A 15,731-nucleotide genomic window follows, 5' to 3' on the forward strand; every position below is an offset into this window, starting at 1 on the left:
GGCAACGTGCGCCCGGGAATCGCTTGCGCGTTTTTTTGCGTTGCACTTTTCGGACACGCATGCGGTCCACGCGCCGCACGGGCAGACACGATGAAGCAGGCAGCTTGCAGGCGCCTGCTCATCGAGCAGCTGCGTATCGAAATCCGAGCGCACCCGTTCGATGCAGCGACATACCATCCGCCGCCACGAAATGGACGTACGTCGCCGCACGTCCCGGCGATCGAACCTCGAGGAACCTTGACCCCATGAAAACCAAAGCCGCAGTCGCCTGGAAATCCGCAGCCCCGCTCACCATCGAAACCGTGGACCTCGAAGGCCCGAAATTCGGCGAAGTGCTGGTCGAGATCAAGGCCACCGGCATCTGCCACACCGACTACTACACCCTCTCGGGCGCCGACCCCGAAGGCATCTTCCCGGCGATCCTCGGCCATGAAGGCGCGGGCATCGTGGTCGACGTCGGCCCCGGCGTCACCACGCTCAAGAAGGGCGACCACGTCATTCCGCTGTACACGCCCGAATGCCGCCAATGCAAGTTCTGCCTGAGCCGCAAGACCAACCTGTGCCAGCTGATCCGCGGCACGCAGGGCAAGGGCCTGATGCCCGATGCCACCTCGCGCTTCAGCCTCGACGGCAAGCCGATCTTTCACTACATGGGCACCTCGACCTTCAGCAACTACACGGTCGCCCCTGAAATCTCGCTCGCAAAGATCCGCGAGGACGCCCCCTTCGACAAGGTCTGCTACATCGGCTGCGGCGTCACCACCGGCATCGGCGCGGTGATCTTCACGGCCAAGGTGGAGGCCGGCGCGAACGTGGTGGTGTTCGGCCTCGGCGGCATCGGCCTGAACGTCATTCAAGGCGCCAAGATGGTGGGCGCCGACAAGATCATCGGCGTGGACCTGAACCCCGAGCGCGAGACCATGGCCCGCAAGTTCGGCATGACGCACTTCATCAACCCGAAGAACACCGAGAACGTCGTCGACGCCATCGTGCAGCTGACCGACGGCGGCGCCGACTACAGCTTCGAGTGCATCGGCAACACCAAGGTGATGCGCCAGGCGCTGGAGTGCACGCACAAGGGCTGGGGCCGCAGCATCATCATCGGCGTGGCCGAGGCGGGCGCGGAGATCAGCACGCGGCCGTTCCAGCTGGTCACGGGCCGCAAGTGGGAAGGCTCGGCCTTCGGTGGTGCGCGCGGTCGTACCGACGTGCCGAAGATCGTCGACTGGTACATGGAAGGCAAGATCAACATCGACGACCTGATCACGCACACCATGCCGCTGGAAGACATCAACAAGGGCTTCGACCTGATGAAGCGCGGCGAGTCGATCCGCGGCGTGGTGCTGTACTGAGCGATGAGTTTCACGCTCGTCTCGGAGCACGTCTGCCATGGCGGCGTTCAGCGCTTCTATGCGCACGCGTCACGCGCCATCGGCCTGCCGATGCGTTTCTCGGTCTTCCTGCCGCAAGCCTGCGCGCTCGAGAAGGTTCCGGCACTGCTCTATCTGGCCGGTCTGACTTGCACCGAAGAGACCTTTCCAGCCAAGGGTGGAGCACAACGCCTGGCTGCGGAACTGGGGAGCGCCCGACACCAGCCCGCGGTGCACCGAGGCGGAGAGCATTCAAGGCGCCCGGGACCACTGGGACTTTGGCGTCGGTGCCGGGTTCTACCTAGATGCCGTGCAGGAGCCCTGGGCAAGACATTGGCGCATGGAAAGCTACCTGATGGCGGAGCTGTTGCCAGCCATCACTGACAGGCTGCCGATCGATGCCGACCGGCTGGGCATCTTCGGCTGTTGGCGCCGACCGGAAACTGAGCCAGTGGGGGTGCGGACGAAAACTTGGACTACCAGGAGGTAGTTCGTGTCTTCCTACGAAGATCGGATTCGAGCCGTTGAGCTCTACATCAAGCTTGGCAAACGCGTCAGACCCACTATCCGTCAGCTGGGTTATCCAACAAAGAATTCTCTGAAGGGCTGGTACAACGAATACCAGCAGAAGCTCGACTTGCCAGCGGGCTATGCGGGCCGACGACCCAAGTTCTCGCATTACTCCCCTGGCGGTCCAATTTCCCGTCCGCCCCTTAACACGTGGAGCTCTGAGCGCGCCACGGCGAACAAGGCCAGCAGGCCGTTGTAGCGCCTCTTCCAAATTTATGAGATTACCTCACAAGTGTTTGCCGATCCTGCCATCTAGTCGCGACGGAATGCGACCACTACATTGGCTGTAAGGCAAAAGCCATCCGTCACGCGCTTGCGCATGACGAATCGGATTCCGGCCGCAGGATAAACATGCATGCAAGAGCGCAAAATTGAAAGAGGCAACCTTGAAGTCTCGACCTCGGCCTGGGTTGCGTAGGCTTGAGCCACGGCGCGGCCCGCCGGGCGGCAATGACGCCGCTCGCGCTGCTTTCCCTGGGCAGTGCCACGGCTCGGAATGCGGCGCGGCTTGGTCAGCGCTACGACAGCCACTGGGTTATGTTTGGCGGTTAGCGAGGACACGGACTCGGCCTCTGGGCTGTTCAACGCCCCTCACCAGTTCGGCGGATCGCTCTCGGGCTGGCGTTGCTGGGTCGCGCTGGCCTGCATCGTCCGGCGCCCGGTGCCCGTCCATGGAGCCTCTTCATCCACCTCGCAAGCAACTGTGAAGCAATGACCACGACGCTCAACGCCAGCAGCAGCCATCACAGCTGGGACGACCACGCCTTCGAATTGCGGCGGGAACCCACAGCCACACGGCCAGTGTTCCTGCGCTTAACCGCCTCGCCCCTGCGGGGCATCCATTTCCAACCAGAAGAACGCCGTTCATGATCACCAACACCCTGGAACAACGCATTCAAGCCCTTGAGGACCGTGCTGCGCTCAGAGATCTCATCGACACCTTTGCCTACTTGGGCGACAAGAAGGACATTGCCACGCAGATGACCTTGTTCACGGAAGACGCGACCGTGGACACCTACTTTGGCGATGAGCTGTTCGCCTCAACGAAGGGGCGCGCGAAGATTCACGAGGTATTCACCGGTTTCATTGCGAACTTCGAAACCCTCTACCACTTCAACGGCCAGCAGACGCCGACCATCTCCGGCGACGCAGCCACAGCCACCTACTACGGATTGGTCGTTCTTATCTCAGACGCCAACGGCCAGAAGACGAGGAACACCAATGGCGTGATCTACCAGGACGAATACATCCGCCGCAACGGCCAGTGGATGATTGCCAAGCGTGTTTCACGTTTCTCTTGGCGCGACTTCGAAGCCATGCAGGCGCAGCCTGCCTGAGTGTGCGGCCTCGAAAGCGCGGTCGCTAACGTGCACGCGCCCTGACCTGCCGCAATCGGTCCCCGCCCCGCAAGGCGCAGCCGTGCCGTCGTGCGAAGATTACCCACCATGGTCATTTGGCCAGGCCGCGGAGCTGATCTTTGGACCCTCATGCCGGTTGCGAACATCGACACCAACCTCGGCGAGTGCCCCATCTGGCATTCCGAGGAGGTTGGATGGCGGTTCCAGGATCGCGATGCATCAGAAGGAGTGCTCCGCTGTCGGCCACGAAGCCGGACTCAAGCCGGAAGCTGGCTTTCAGCGCGTCGCCCAAATCCTCGATGCCTCGAATGCGCTGATGCAAGGCGCTCTGATCGCGTGCCGCGCCCTCGGTGCACCACATCGAGCGCTGCAGCAGCGACGGTCGACATGACCGGTGCACGCTGATCTGAAAGTGCATCCGCATCCAGGCTGCCAACTCGCGCCGCTTGGCAGCCTTCAGAGCTTTTTTCGGACGACCTCCTGCAGGATCTGCTTGTCCAGCGTCAAGCCGGTCACGATGAGGCTCAGTCTTGCAGACTCGTCCTTGAGCTGCTTGAGCTTACGCAGTTCGCTCGCGCCGAAATCCGCGCACTCCTTCCACGTATAGAACGTTGCCTCCGATACGCCGATCTGTCGACACACATCCACTACCGGCATGCCACTTTCGGCCGGCCGCAATGCGCAGGCAATCCGTTTCTCGGCGAATCTCGACATCTTCATCGCTTCTCCTTGCCTCGCTTGGGGCCTGGGGAAGCAACCGTACCTGTAGGTTTGATCTGTGTAGGTCTTTCGGTGGCACGTCAGCCAGGGCGCGGGCGCCTTCAGGCCACTGCACGGCTGTTCGAGCGCGCGTTTTCCTTGCCTCTGCTTCGCTCATTTGAGATGGCATCCTGATGGTCCTTTCCACGAGGGCATCGGACGACCAATACAGCCGGCGATCCGGCAGCAATACAGCAATTCGTAAGAATCCGAACCGTCGATGGACCGGCTTCAACAAGGCACCGTACGATTTATTCAATCCGAAATCTTGGATTAAGGCTACCCCACAACGACTCTCTCGATCCAATAACCGCAATCCATCTTTCGGATGCTTTGCAAAGATTCGGTGTTCATGCAATTGAGGAACTTGTCCCCAGAAACAACATCCGCGAGCTGCGGCCCGGCACATCCGAAGTGGCAATGCTGCAAAGGGAGCAAGAAGGTCAGCAGGACCTAGTTGTTCCACGTATTCGCACTGCCGATCCCGAGCAGCCATCGAGGCTTTTTCGAAAGCGAATTCCCCAATCAATGGACAAGCGCGAAATGAGAAATTGGTCGGCAGTTCCTCTTGATGGCGCAGGCAATCTGAGGAAACCTGCGTCGCTTCTTCGGTCTTGCCGAAGAAAGAGCGTCCCATTTCGCGATCGCCTTGCCGATCAACTTTGTGCGCCCCCGCTCACGTTAGCCGCTTCGGCCCATCTGCTACGTGCAGGCATCAACGGGGTGCTGGCCGGATTTGTATTGGCAACGCTTGCCACTGCCCACAGGAGATGCCATGTCCAGTACCGTCATCCAGTCCACCGGCTCCCCTTCACCTGCTCTTCCCTCCAGCCCTGTTCTGCTCGGCGGCGAGAATCGCTCCGGCACCACGCTGCTCAGCATCCTGCTCGACTCGCACCCCGATCTGGTCGTGGGTCCGGAGATCGATTTCACCGAACCCGTCGACCTCGGCCCGCACATCCTCGCGGCGTGCGACCTGATGGACCTGCACGCCTCGCGTCTCGCCGATGCGACGAAGGACAGCGTGCCCCCCGAGTGGTTCGACGGTGCTCACTTCGTAGTGCAGTGCGAGCGATTCGGTCTCTGCCGTGACGACATACGGAACCTGGTGACCCGCCTGATGGCAGAACGGGGCACCGATCTGTCCGTCCTGGAGGATCGCTGCCTGCTCGTCGATTCCATCGGCGAATTCCGACGTCAACAGACGGGGGCCAGACGATGGGGCCTGAAGCTTCAGCGGAGGATTCAGGACATTGGCACGTATGCCGCAATCTGGCCGCAAGCCCATTTCGTCCACATCATCCGCGACGGCCGCGACCTGGCTGCGTCCCATATCAAGACCGTCCCCGACTGGGGCTATCGGACTGTCGAGCAGGCCGCGCGCGGCTGGCTGGAGGTCCTCACCCGGCCCCGCCAAGCTGCGCCTTGCGGTCGCTATCTGGAAGTGCGGTACGAGGATCTGGTCACCGAGCCCCGCCGGACCATCGAGCGGATGCTGGACTATCTCGGACTGCCATGGAACGAGGCCGTCCTGCACCACGCAGAGCAAAAGCACGCGCTGTTCGACAAACCCTGGGGCCATCCCGCAGCGGAAGCCGCCGGCAAGCCCCTGTACACGGGGCGCAACGGCCGGTATCTGCAGGATCTCACGTCCGAGGAGATCAGGGCATTCGAGCGGATCGCGGGAAAGGAACTGGAGCGCCTCGGCTACGGCCTGTCGACATTGCATGCCGAGAACACGAGATGAGCCGGCAGACGCACGAAGCGCTTCGACTGTCCCGCAGCTTCTACCTGCTACTCACAGGCCAGGTGGTCTCCTTCCTGGGCTCCCAGGTGACGCTCCTGGCCCTTCCTCTGACCGCGATCCAACTACACGGCGCGGGGCCGTTCGAGACTGGGGTATTGCTCGCCTGCGGGCGGGTTCCTTACCTTGTGCTGGGTCTGCCTGCCGGAGTCCTCGTCGACCGGTTCTCGCACCGGATGCTTCTGATGACGGCGAACACCGCGATGGCGCTCGCGCTGGCCACCGTGCCGTTGGCCGCTTCTCTGCACGGACACGTCAGCATGCTCCACCTGTACATCGTCGCCATTCTTGTGGGTGCGGCCACGGTGATCGCCGATGTGGCCTTCCTGGCTTGCGTGCCGACCGTCGCGCGGCATCCTCAGCTTGTACAGGCACAGAGCAGGCTGGAGTTGGGACAGTCAGCGGCAGTGGTGCTTGGCCTGCCGCTCGCAGGCTGGCTGATCGCCACCGTTTCCGCGCCCATGGCGATACTCGCGGACGCAGCGTCGTTCCTGCTGGTGACGGCGCTGCTCCCATGCGTGGCAATGAGGCCCGACGGAGCCTCGCCGGCCACAGGGGGCCGCAATGACCACCAGGGCGTCGTGCGGGGCGGCAGCATCATCGGCCGAGTCTGCTCGGAGGCGGCCGAGGGCGCGTTGTTCGTGCTGCATACGCCTCGACTGCGCGCGGTCACTCTGGCCACCGGCACGCTCGTCTTTTGCTACAGCGCCTACTCCGCGGTCTTCCTGGTGTACCTGACCGAAGCGCTGAGACTGACTGCCGCCGAGATCGGGACAGTCACGGGCATCGCTGCACTCGGAGCTGTCGCAGGCTCGTTGCTCGCCCGTCCGCTTGCACGGGCGCTGGGTCTGGGCCGCGTGCTGGTCGCGGCCCTCCTCGCCAGCGCCGCCGGCGCGGTGCTCACACCGGTGCTTCGGGAGTCGGGATGGCTGGCCGCAGGGCTGTCGCAACTCCTGCTGTGGGCCGGCCAGCAGGTCTACAACGTCCATCAGGTACCGATCCGCTACGCACTGACGCCGCCTGCACTGCACGGGCGGGTGAACGCGAGCATCCGCACAGTCGTCTGGGGACTCGCCTCGCTGGGTGCCCTGCTGGGTGGTGCCTGTGGAATGTGGCTGGATGCCCGGACAACGCTGCTGCTCAGCGGCGCCCCGATCGCGGCAGCCACCGCCTGGATCTATGCGTCCGACCTGTGGGCAGTGCGCACACCGCAGCTCGCGCAAGCGCAAGCCGCACCGGCTTCCGCGCCAACCTTTTCCATTCCTCACAGATAAGACATGCCCCATCATGAAGTTCACTGACATGCCGTCGCTCAGCCTGTCTGCGGGCCGCCTCACCGTCTGGCGAGCCCACGTCCAGGACGGGTCCACGGCTGCATGGGTGGCCGATCGGCGGCGGGCGTCCCACGTCCAGGAAGCACTCATTGCATGCGCAGTCGAGGCGGCCGGTGGAGGCCCCCTGCCGCCGTCCTGGCTGGGTTGCGCCTTCGACCTGCCCGGCGAACTCGATGCGAACGCCTTCGCCGCGGCCCTGCGTGATTGGGCAAATCGCCACGAAACCCTGCGCAGTCACCTTGCTCCTTCGTCCAGCTCCGCTCCGGAGAACGGCCTGCAGCGCATGACACTGCCGGCCGGTGCCGTAAGCATTCGATGCAGTACGGTGGCAGATTTTGCCGACGGCCGGAAACTGGCGCGGCATCTGGAGGCGTTGTTCGACAGCGAGGCCGGGCCCCTCACCTGGCCTGGATACGTCTGTACCACCATCAGCAGCCCGCACGCGACCACGATCTGTCTCGCAGCCGATCACAGCCTGATGGATGGTTACTCGGTTTGCCAGACCGTCTATGAGCTCCAGACCCTGTATGCCGCAGCACTCGCCCTTCGCGATGGCAAGCCTGCCCCGCCCCCTCTTCCCCCCACGGCCAGCTATCTTGATTTCGCGGAGGCCGAACGGACCGCCGCCGATGCACTGACCACCGAGCACGAATTCATCGTCCGATGGCGACAATTCCTTGCCAAGGGGGGCGGTCGCCTGCCGGAGTTTCCTGTACCGGTCAGCGACGCGAGCAACAGCTCCGGCGCCCAGACGGGCGGACGCAGCCAGTTTCTCGACGCATCCGCCACGCGCGACTTCGCTGAAGTCTGCCGCGCGGCCGGAGGCGGCTTCGCATCCGGGCTGCTCGCCTGCTTCGCGAAGGCCAGCCATGAAATCACCGGCTCGGACGAATTTCGCACCATGGTCCCCATCGATACCCAGCCCAGCGCCTGGCAATCGTCCATCGGCTGGTATGTGGGAATGGCCCCGGTCGCCTTTCCCCTGGGCGCAACCGATTCCTTTGCCGAGGCGGTGCGTTCCGCGTTCTGCGGCTTCGACGGGGCCAAGGAGTTGGCCCGCATACCGATGCTGCGGGTGGCGCAGCTTCTGGGCCGCCCCCTGCGCGATCCTTTCATGATCTCGTACATGGACTTTCGCCGTACCCTCGGCGCGCACGACTGGAACCGCTGGCGAGCCATCGCCCTGCGTAGCCGCTGCACCGATCCGGACGAGGTGTGCCTTTGGATCTCGCGAATGCACGAGGGCCTTTTCGTCGACTACCGCCACCCCGCCACCGGCCCGGCGGCCATTGCGGTTTCCCACTACGTGTCCCGTGCGAAGCAGCTCCTGGCCGCCGTAGCGAGCACCGGCTGCTGGGCCGCCACACCCAGACCCAGAGGGGAGGATCATTGTCTGTGACGACCATCAGACATATTTCGGCTGCCTCCTGTGACTACACGGACTTCGACGCGATCGTCGTCGGCTCGGGGCCGTCTGGATCGATCGCCGCACGAACGCTTGCGGAAAGAGGCCATCGCGTGGCGGTCCTGGAATATGGAGGCCTGGTTTCCCCGGGCGCCATGTACGGCCCTCATCAAGCAGCCTACAGCCGGGCATTCACTTCTTCAGACGGCCCCGCCGACGGCAATCCATGGACTGCGTGCGGTGTCGGCGGCGGAATGCAGTTCTACAACGCGATCACATTGAGGTACCGGCAAGCAGATCTGTCGGCCTCCCGATATCTTGCGACTGACATGGAGGTTGACTGGCCCATCACCCTGCAGGACCTCGAACCCTTCTACGCGGAGATCGAGCATCTTCTGGAGGTCAGTGGGTCGAACGGATTTCCATCGTATCCGGCCAGCTCTCGCGGACTCCTGCTATCCAATGCGATGCGGGCGCTCGGAATAAGACCGAAGCGCATTCCACTGGCAATCCGGCCGCCCGGGACCAGCAAGGGATGTATCGTGTGTTCGGCTTGCGATGAACTGGCGTGCCCCACGGAGGCGAAGGCATCCGTGCTGGCCAGGAACATTCTCGACGACTCCGCCTTGCCTGGAACGATCTCGGTTCTGTATGGCTGTTTTGTCAATCGGATCGCGCTGCGCAACGACGCCACGGCGGAAGCCCTTGAGTGCTATGTGCCGCTCTCATCGGAACTGATCCGCATCCCGGTCGGCAAAGTGATCGTCTGCGCGAACGCCGTACAGACAGCCGCATTGATGCTTCGATCGAAGAGCGCGTATGCGCCCAAGGGCATCGGCAACGGATCCGACCTTGTCGGACGGGGTCTCTCATTCAAGATCAGCGGCTACTCGGTCGGCCATATGGAGTCTGCCGGTTGCGACGCCGCTGCCTTGGCCCCGCACTGGGGAACGCATGCGACCGTGTACACGGACGAATTCTACGAGCATGTCGATGTGCCATGCGGATTCGGCGGACTCATCTACGAGGCGAATTTCCCCTCGCCGCATGGGAACGCCGGTCTTGTGCGCCTGCACTACATCGCCGGAGAAGAACCATGGTCACACAACCGCGTCGTGCTTGACGAGGCCGTTGACCCTGACGGCATCCCTCGCATCCGTTTCGAATACGCAAATTCGCAGAACGATTGCGCGCGAATAGGTTTTCTCGCCGACCGCGCGGATGAAATTCTGCGTCACCTCGGCGCGGGCCGAATAGAGCGAGAGCCTTTTGCCCATTCAAAAGGCAGCTCCCACCTGCACGGCACGATGCGCGCCGGGAGCGACCCCGGGACCTCGGTCGTAGACAGCTGCGGACGGATCCATGGATTCACAAACATCCATGTCATGGATGGCTCCGTCATGAATTTCGCAGGGAACAGCAATCCGACTCACACCATCATGGCCAATGCGAGGCGAATGGCCATGTCACTCGATAGAAGGGAAACCTGAATGCTCGATCTTGAAGCCAACGGACATTTGGCCGAATGGGAACGTGAAGCTCGTTCATCCATCGTGTTCCGCTCCGCCATCGGCGCAATGGCGCAGGACGTCAACGGCAAGACCTACATGGACATGACCTCCTGCAGCGGGGCATCACCGTTCGGCAGCAATGACCCCGTATTCAAGGCCAGACTGGCGCACTTGACGGAGCGGGAAGCCGACGTTTTGCCGTCGCCGGTGACCCAGCAGCGCCAGATGCTGGCCCGGAAAATCTCGGTGATGTTCCCGGCCACCCCCAGGGTGTTCTTTCTGAGGACCGGATCTTGTGCAACGGAAGCGGCAGTTCGGGTCGCCCGGCACCGAACAGGCCGGCCAGTCATCCTGACGGCCGGCTTCCATGGATGGCACGACATCTTTCAGCAGCATCCCTGGTCGGCCAATTCGCCGGCCAAGGATCCGCACATCCATGATTTTCAATATGACCTCGATATCCTGGAACAGCAACTGGCCGATAACGAAGGAAAAGTCGCCGGCATTTTCTTCACGCCCGAGCCCTCGGTCTTTCCCTCTGAATTGCTTCAGGAAATCTCCAGGCTGGCAAGGCTGCACGGCGCATTGCTGATCGTCGATGAGGTCCTGTGCGGACTTCGCTACGCCAAGGGCGGCTACTGCCGGAAACACGGTGTGAAAGCCGACCTCATCACGTTGGCCAAGGGGATCGCACAAGGTGTCGGCCTTTCCGCGGTGGTTGGCACCGTGGACGCCATGGCGGGAGCCGACACGGCTTATCTCGGCAACACCTACCTGCGCGAGAACCGGGCTTTTGTGGCTGGCAACCTGACACAGGAAATCTTTGAAGAAGCCGCGATTGTGGCCCGGCTCGCCGAGATCGGCTCAACGCTCAAGAGTCTGTTCCAGACCGCGTTCGAGCGCAGCGAAATACCGGTGCGCGTTCTCGGCAACGACACCATGTTCGACATCGTCCTGCCCACGAAAAGGCATGGAAAGGCCTTCGCTCAGCGATGCCTGCAGCACGGTATCTACACCGGCTACCCGGCAAAGTACATGAGCAACGTGTCAATGCATGCGGCGTTCTTCGAAGCTTTGCGGCCGGCACTTGAGCGAACGCTCGCAGACTACCGCAGAGACGAGGACATGGCGGTCAAGGTCACTGACGCGTCCGTGGCCGAGTACTGCGCCGAGGCGTTCCGTGCGACAGAAAAAGCATGTCTCTCCAGCAAGCATCACTGGGTTGCACAGGAATAGGGCCGTGAAGGATCAAACAACAAGGAACCATCGCCGGCTCGCCCAATGGCTGGGAGATCCCCCGGAAGAAGCCACGACCGAAATTCGGATCGAAGACTACGATCACGTGGCCTTTGATCTGGACGGCGTCCTTGTGGATTCGGAGGCGGTGATCGAAAGCGCACTCCGCCGCTGGGCGCGGGAAGAACAGATGTGTCCGGATCACGTGATTCGGATGTCGGCCTCCCGCCGGGATGTCGACTTGGTGGCATCGGTTGCGTGCGACCTCTCGCCGGAACGCGAAGCAGCCCGTATTGCGAATTTTGAGATCCAGGCGATGGGACTGTTGCAACCAGTCCAGGGCGCCGCGGAGTTCTACGGCTCCATCCCTGACGCGCGGAAATCCATCGTGACCTCTTCGGCCAGGGCTTCTGCGTTTGCCCGCCTCGCGACGGCCGGAATCTCTCGCCCAAGAATCATGATTGCGGCCGAGGACGTGAGTCAGGGAAAACCGCATCCACAGCCCTATGAAATGCTGTTGCGCATGCTGGGCATCTCTGCCCGAAGATGCCTGGTTTTTGAGGACTCCCCAACCGGAATTGAAGCGGCCATCGCTGCGGGATGCGACTGCATCGGTGTCGGCCTCCATGCCAGAGGCCATCGTGGCATCAAAGGCTGGATAGAGAATTTTCGCAAGATCTCCCTTCTAAGCAGCCACGCTGAACGTGCCAGCCAGATCAAATAAAGGCCACCCGATGAAGGTATCAACACAAGGCCGCACACCGCTATTTGATGAGGTGCTGATAGAGGGTTCGGTACTTGAACATTACGTAGCGGAGCAAGAGGATTACCAGGAACTTCTCATTGAGTTGTTTCGTTCATCCAGAGAAATTCGAGCCAAGATTGGCGGCCGTTGTCTTTGGCACATAAATTCCACCGCATTCGGTGGCGGGGTGGCCGAAATGCTTCCTCACCACATATGCATCCTTCGAGAGCTTGGCCTTGATGCGCGCTGGCTCATTTTCAAACCGAAGGAAGAGCAGTTTTTCCAATTCACCAAGGGCATTCACAATTCCCTTCACAACGCCGCCGCGGCGGGCCTGGATGAGCTGCTGCCGTACTACCTTGCGGAATCGAAGCAAGGTGCCAAGGAGCTGGAGAGAATCATCCGGCCCGACGATTTTCTGGTTGTTCATGATCCTCAGCCACTTTGCGCCGCGTCACAGTTCCTGAACTCCCACGCGCACCCAGCCATCTGGCGATGCCACATCGGCTACCCGGGACAGAGCTCCACGGTCGACAACATATGGAGACTTCTAGGGAAACACCTCCATCCATTTCAGCGCATTGTCCTGAGCAACAAGGGATATGCCTTCGACACAAGCCACCCCATAGACATCATCCAGCCATCGATCAGCCCGTTCTCGAGCAAGAACCGCAGCCATGCGGGGCCGCCGGACCGGGCGCTGGAAGATCTGGTCTCGTTCAGCAACTGCGAATCAGGGTCCGGCCCGACACTTCGGGAAATTCTGGGCTTGCGGTATTTCCTTCACGTATCCAGGTGGGATGGACTGAAAGGTATCGACAGGATCATTGCCGCCTTCGAACGCTTTATGGGCGCGGCGTTCGACGAGGCATCCGATATGCGCCTGGTGATCGCCGGACCGGATCCCATGGCAGTGGCCGACGATCCCGAGGGACGGGCGTATTTTGAGAAATGCGCGGGCCTGTGCTCCCAGTTGCCCAAGCAGGTGCGCCTGCGCGTGTATCTGGCCTGCATCTCGATGAAAGACAACGACGCAAATGCCGAAATTGTCGGCCGGCTACAGCAGAGCGCGCACGGCGTATTTCAGCTCTCTCGTGAAGAGGGCTTCGGGTTGACGACAACAGAGGCCCTGTTCCGAGGAAAACCGGTCGTGGTGTCGTCCGCCTTTGGCCTGAGAGCGCAAATCGTCGATGGACTGAATGGCGTTGTCCTCGACGAGCCAAGCATCGAGGTCAAAGCGGCGGAGATGATGCATCGCCTTGCGGTCCACTATGGCGATTTCGCGGAGATGGCCAGAACGGCGCGTGAAAACTGTCTGCGCTCCAGTACGCAAATCTCGCAAATTCCGAAATGGTATGCATCGATTCAATCGGCTCTGACAAGTTTTGAACTGCGCAATCCAGTTGATGCACGGTGACGGCGCGCAAGGCGTGTCTATGCCTGCTTGCCGTGCCGGCCACCTATGACCTGAAACAGCAAAAGGAATACCACCATGCTCATCGATGCAATCGACACTGTTCCGTCGTCCCGAGCGATTGGGCCCGAGGACCGCGCGGCGCGTCTGAAGCAAAGCCCCGCATGCTTTTGGCTGACGGGGCTGTCTGGAGCGGGCAAGAGCACCCTTGCCGGCGCGCTGGAACTGCACCTTTGGCAAAGCGGGAAGAATGCCTACGTCGTCGATGCTGACGTCGCGCGGCAAGGATTGAATGCCGATTTGAAATTCAGCCAGGCGGACCGCAGCGAAAACGTACGACGCCTCGGCCACCTCGCGCACAGTATCGTCGACGCCGGATTGATCGCGATTGTCACGGCCATTTCTCCATACTCGAAAGATCGGGCTCTGGTGCGTGCATTGTTCCGGCCACGCCAATTCTTTGAAGTGCATGTGAGCACCGGTCTGGCGACCTGTGTCGCGCGCGATCCCAAGGGGCTGTACGCGCGCGCCCGGCAGGGCCAGCTGACCCAGCTGACTGGCTGGGACGCCCCCTACGAGACGCCGCAATCGCCCGACGTCAGAATCGACACGGCTGAACTTACCGTAGAGGAAGCCGTGCGAAAAATCCTGGAGCTGTCGACTTGCTAGATCAAAGAGCCGAGTTCCAGGATCGCGCCTGGCCGCCAAAGAAACACGGCACCGGCACATCCAGGCAGGCAATGCTCGACCATCGCGTGCTGCGGGCCTATCCGTAAACGTTCAGCGACGCCAGGATGCGCGTGAAGTACGCGTCGGCCAGGCTGGTCGCGGCCTTGGCGTCGCGCGCCTGCAGCGCATCGACGATGGCCGTGAGCTCGCGCAGCGTCTGCTCGCGCACCACGGCGCCCACCGGGCCGTTGAGGTTGGAGCGCCCGTCGTACTGCACCGCGCGCCGGTCGGCCACCACGGCGTCGAACACCTGCATCAGGAAGCGGTTGCGCGTGGCTCGGAAGATCGCCTGGTGCACGCCGTAGATGCCTTCCTTGAACTGCAGCCACTGGTCGGCATCGCGCACCACGGCGAGGTGGTGGCGCATGAGCGCGAAGTCTTCGGCGTCGGCGCGCTGGGCCGACAGCGCCATCATGGCCGGCTCGAACAGCAGCCGGCCTTCGAGGATCTCGGTATAGGTCGGCACGTCGCGGTGGTGCGCGGCCACCGGCAGGTCGGACTCGCTCAGCAGCTGCATCAGCCCTTCGGCCAGGAAGGTGCCGCTGCCGACCTTGCGCTCCAGCAGGCCCTGCGCGCTCATCATGGCCAGCGCGTGACGCACGGTGCTGCGCGAGGTCTTGAACTGCTCCGACAGGTCGCGCTCGTTGGGCAGCTTGTCGCCGGGCTTGAGCACACCGTCGCGGATCGACTGGAGGATGGCGCGGTAGACCTTCGAGGCAGTCGCCTTGTCCTGCGCGGCGATCCGGCCCGAGAGATCCGTGACTTCGATCAGCGGCTGGAGCGGCTGCGGCACGGGCTTTGCATTCATGGTTGGATAGCTCGCCAAAATGGTTGACCAATCTCAATTAACAATCTTAGAATGAATTCATTACGCAGTCACACAAGCCTGATCTGCGTGGTTGTGGATTGGTTGACCAATTCTTCCGAATCCGTTGATTTTCGTCGAAAGGTTGACCGGGCGCCGCCCCCGCGGTGCCACGGTGATGTGTTCTCAATGACCCTGGATTCCAACACGGCACCGTCCGCCACGGGCCTCGGTCCCGAAGAGCGGCTCGCCGCGCTCGGCCTGAAGCTCCCGCCGGCCCCGGCGCCCGTCGCCAACTTCGTGGCCTGGCGCCGCTCCGGTCCCTTGCTGTATCTCTCGGGACAGGGGCCGCTCGAAGCCGACGGGCACCTGCACGTGGGCCGTGTCGGCGAGGAAGTGAGCATCGAGGCGGCCTACGCCCACGCACGCCTGACCGGACTGAACCTGCTGGCCGTGGCCAAGGCCGCGCTGGGCGACCTGAAGCGCGTGCGCAGCGTGGTGAAGCTGCTGGCCTTCGTGAATGCCGCGCCCGGCTTCGCGCACCACCCGAAGGTCATCAACGGCTGCTCGGACCTGTTCGTCGAAGTGTTCGGCGACGAAGTGGGGCGGGGCGCCCGCTCGGCCATCGGCGCGGGCTCGCTGCCGGGCCACCAGACCGTCGAGGTCGAGGCCATCCTCGAAGTGGACTGAG

The 15,731-nt window shown here is 62.3% G+C and carries 14 protein-coding genes and 2 pseudogenes; 14 read left to right on the forward strand and 2 right to left on the reverse strand.

Annotation, left to right across the window (positions count from 1 at the left end):
* Positions 1-245 precede the first annotated feature (245 nt).
* From BLW48_RS29095 to BLW48_RS29110, 5 genes and pseudogenes are all read left to right on the forward strand, one after another.
* Positions 246-1,352: an S-(hydroxymethyl)glutathione dehydrogenase/class III alcohol dehydrogenase gene (locus BLW48_RS29095; RefSeq protein WP_093179006.1), complete on the forward strand. Its 1,107-nt coding sequence runs from the start codon at positions 246-248 to the stop codon at positions 1,350-1,352.
* Positions 1,353-1,355: 3 nt separating this feature from the next.
* Positions 1,356-1,794 (forward strand): annotated as a pseudogene (locus BLW48_RS29100) (alpha/beta hydrolase-fold protein); the annotation flags it as partial.
* A 69-nt stretch (positions 1,795-1,863) separates the two neighbouring features.
* Positions 1,864-2,046 (forward strand): annotated as a pseudogene (locus BLW48_RS35935) (IS3 family transposase); the annotation flags it as partial.
* Between the two features lie 605 nt (positions 2,047-2,651).
* On the forward strand, positions 2,652-2,810 hold the full coding sequence (locus BLW48_RS35515) for a hypothetical protein (RefSeq protein ID WP_177142450.1): 159 nt from the start codon (positions 2,652-2,654) through the stop codon (positions 2,808-2,810).
* Positions 2,807-3,277: a nuclear transport factor 2 family protein gene (locus tag BLW48_RS29110; RefSeq protein ID WP_177142451.1), complete on the forward strand. Its 471-nt coding sequence runs from the start codon at positions 2,807-2,809 to the stop codon at positions 3,275-3,277. The genes BLW48_RS35515 and BLW48_RS29110 overlap by 4 nt, the downstream gene beginning before the upstream one ends.
* Before the next feature lie 477 nt (positions 3,278-3,754).
* Here the strand turns inward: BLW48_RS29110 and BLW48_RS29115 are convergent, their stop codons facing one another.
* A complete protein-coding gene (locus BLW48_RS29115; protein ID WP_093179007.1) occupies positions 3,755-4,018 on the reverse strand; it encodes a transposase in 264 nt (87 codons plus the stop codon).
* Between the two features lie 814 nt (positions 4,019-4,832).
* On the opposite strand from BLW48_RS29115, the gene BLW48_RS29120 reads away from it, so the two are divergent.
* The 8 genes from BLW48_RS29120 to cysC all read left to right on the forward strand — a co-directional run bounded on the left by BLW48_RS29120 (position 4,833) and on the right by cysC (position 14,175).
* Positions 4,833-5,804, forward strand: coding sequence for a sulfotransferase family protein (locus BLW48_RS29120; protein WP_093179009.1), 972 nt, complete (start codon positions 4,833-4,835; stop codon positions 5,802-5,804).
* On the forward strand, positions 5,801-7,135 hold the full coding sequence (locus BLW48_RS29125) for an MFS transporter (RefSeq protein ID WP_093179010.1): 1,335 nt from the start codon (positions 5,801-5,803) through the stop codon (positions 7,133-7,135). Before BLW48_RS29120 ends, BLW48_RS29125 begins: the two co-directional genes overlap by 4 nt.
* A 13-nt stretch (positions 7,136-7,148) precedes the next feature.
* Positions 7,149-8,594 (forward strand): condensation domain-containing protein, encoded by a 1,446-nt coding sequence (locus BLW48_RS29130; protein WP_093179012.1) that lies wholly within the window; start codon positions 7,149-7,151, stop codon positions 8,592-8,594.
* Positions 8,591-10,090: a GMC oxidoreductase gene (locus BLW48_RS29135; RefSeq protein WP_093179013.1), complete on the forward strand. Its 1,500-nt coding sequence runs from the start codon at positions 8,591-8,593 to the stop codon at positions 10,088-10,090. Before BLW48_RS29130 ends, BLW48_RS29135 begins: the two co-directional genes overlap by 4 nt.
* Complete coding sequence (locus BLW48_RS29140) at positions 10,091-11,347, forward strand: aminotransferase class III-fold pyridoxal phosphate-dependent enzyme (RefSeq protein WP_093179015.1); 1,257 nt, start codon at positions 10,091-10,093, stop codon at positions 11,345-11,347. It abuts the gene before it with no gap.
* A gap of 4 nt (positions 11,348-11,351) precedes the next feature.
* Positions 11,352-12,071 carry an HAD-IA family hydrolase gene (locus BLW48_RS29145; RefSeq protein WP_256330984.1) on the forward strand — a complete coding sequence of 240 codons (720 nt, stop codon included), beginning with the start codon at positions 11,352-11,354 and terminating at the stop codon, positions 12,069-12,071.
* Positions 12,072-12,081: 10 nt separating this feature from the next.
* Positions 12,082-13,509, forward strand: coding sequence for a glycosyltransferase (locus BLW48_RS29150; protein ID WP_093179016.1), 1,428 nt, complete (start codon positions 12,082-12,084; stop codon positions 13,507-13,509).
* Between the two features lie 75 nt (positions 13,510-13,584).
* Entirely contained in the window at positions 13,585-14,175 is a 591-nt protein-coding gene (gene cysC, locus BLW48_RS29155) for an adenylyl-sulfate kinase (RefSeq protein WP_093179018.1), read from the forward strand.
* Positions 14,176-14,272: 97 nt separating this feature from the next.
* On the opposite strand, the gene BLW48_RS29160 is transcribed toward cysC, so the two are convergent.
* Positions 14,273-15,043, reverse strand: a complete 771-nt coding sequence (locus tag BLW48_RS29160; RefSeq protein ID WP_256330985.1) for a FadR/GntR family transcriptional regulator — start codon at positions 15,041-15,043, stop codon at positions 14,273-14,275.
* A 186-nt stretch (positions 15,044-15,229) separates the two neighbouring features.
* Here BLW48_RS29160 and BLW48_RS29165 point away from each other — a divergent pair, with 186 nt between their 5' ends.
* A complete protein-coding gene (locus tag BLW48_RS29165) occupies positions 15,230-15,730 on the forward strand; it encodes a RidA family protein (protein WP_093179019.1) in 501 nt (166 codons plus the stop codon).
* Position 15,731 lies beyond the last annotated feature (1 nt).

The sequence above is a fragment of the Variovorax sp. YR266 genome, assembly GCF_900107295.1.
Lineage (GTDB): Bacteria > Pseudomonadota > Gammaproteobacteria > Burkholderiales > Burkholderiaceae_C > Variovorax.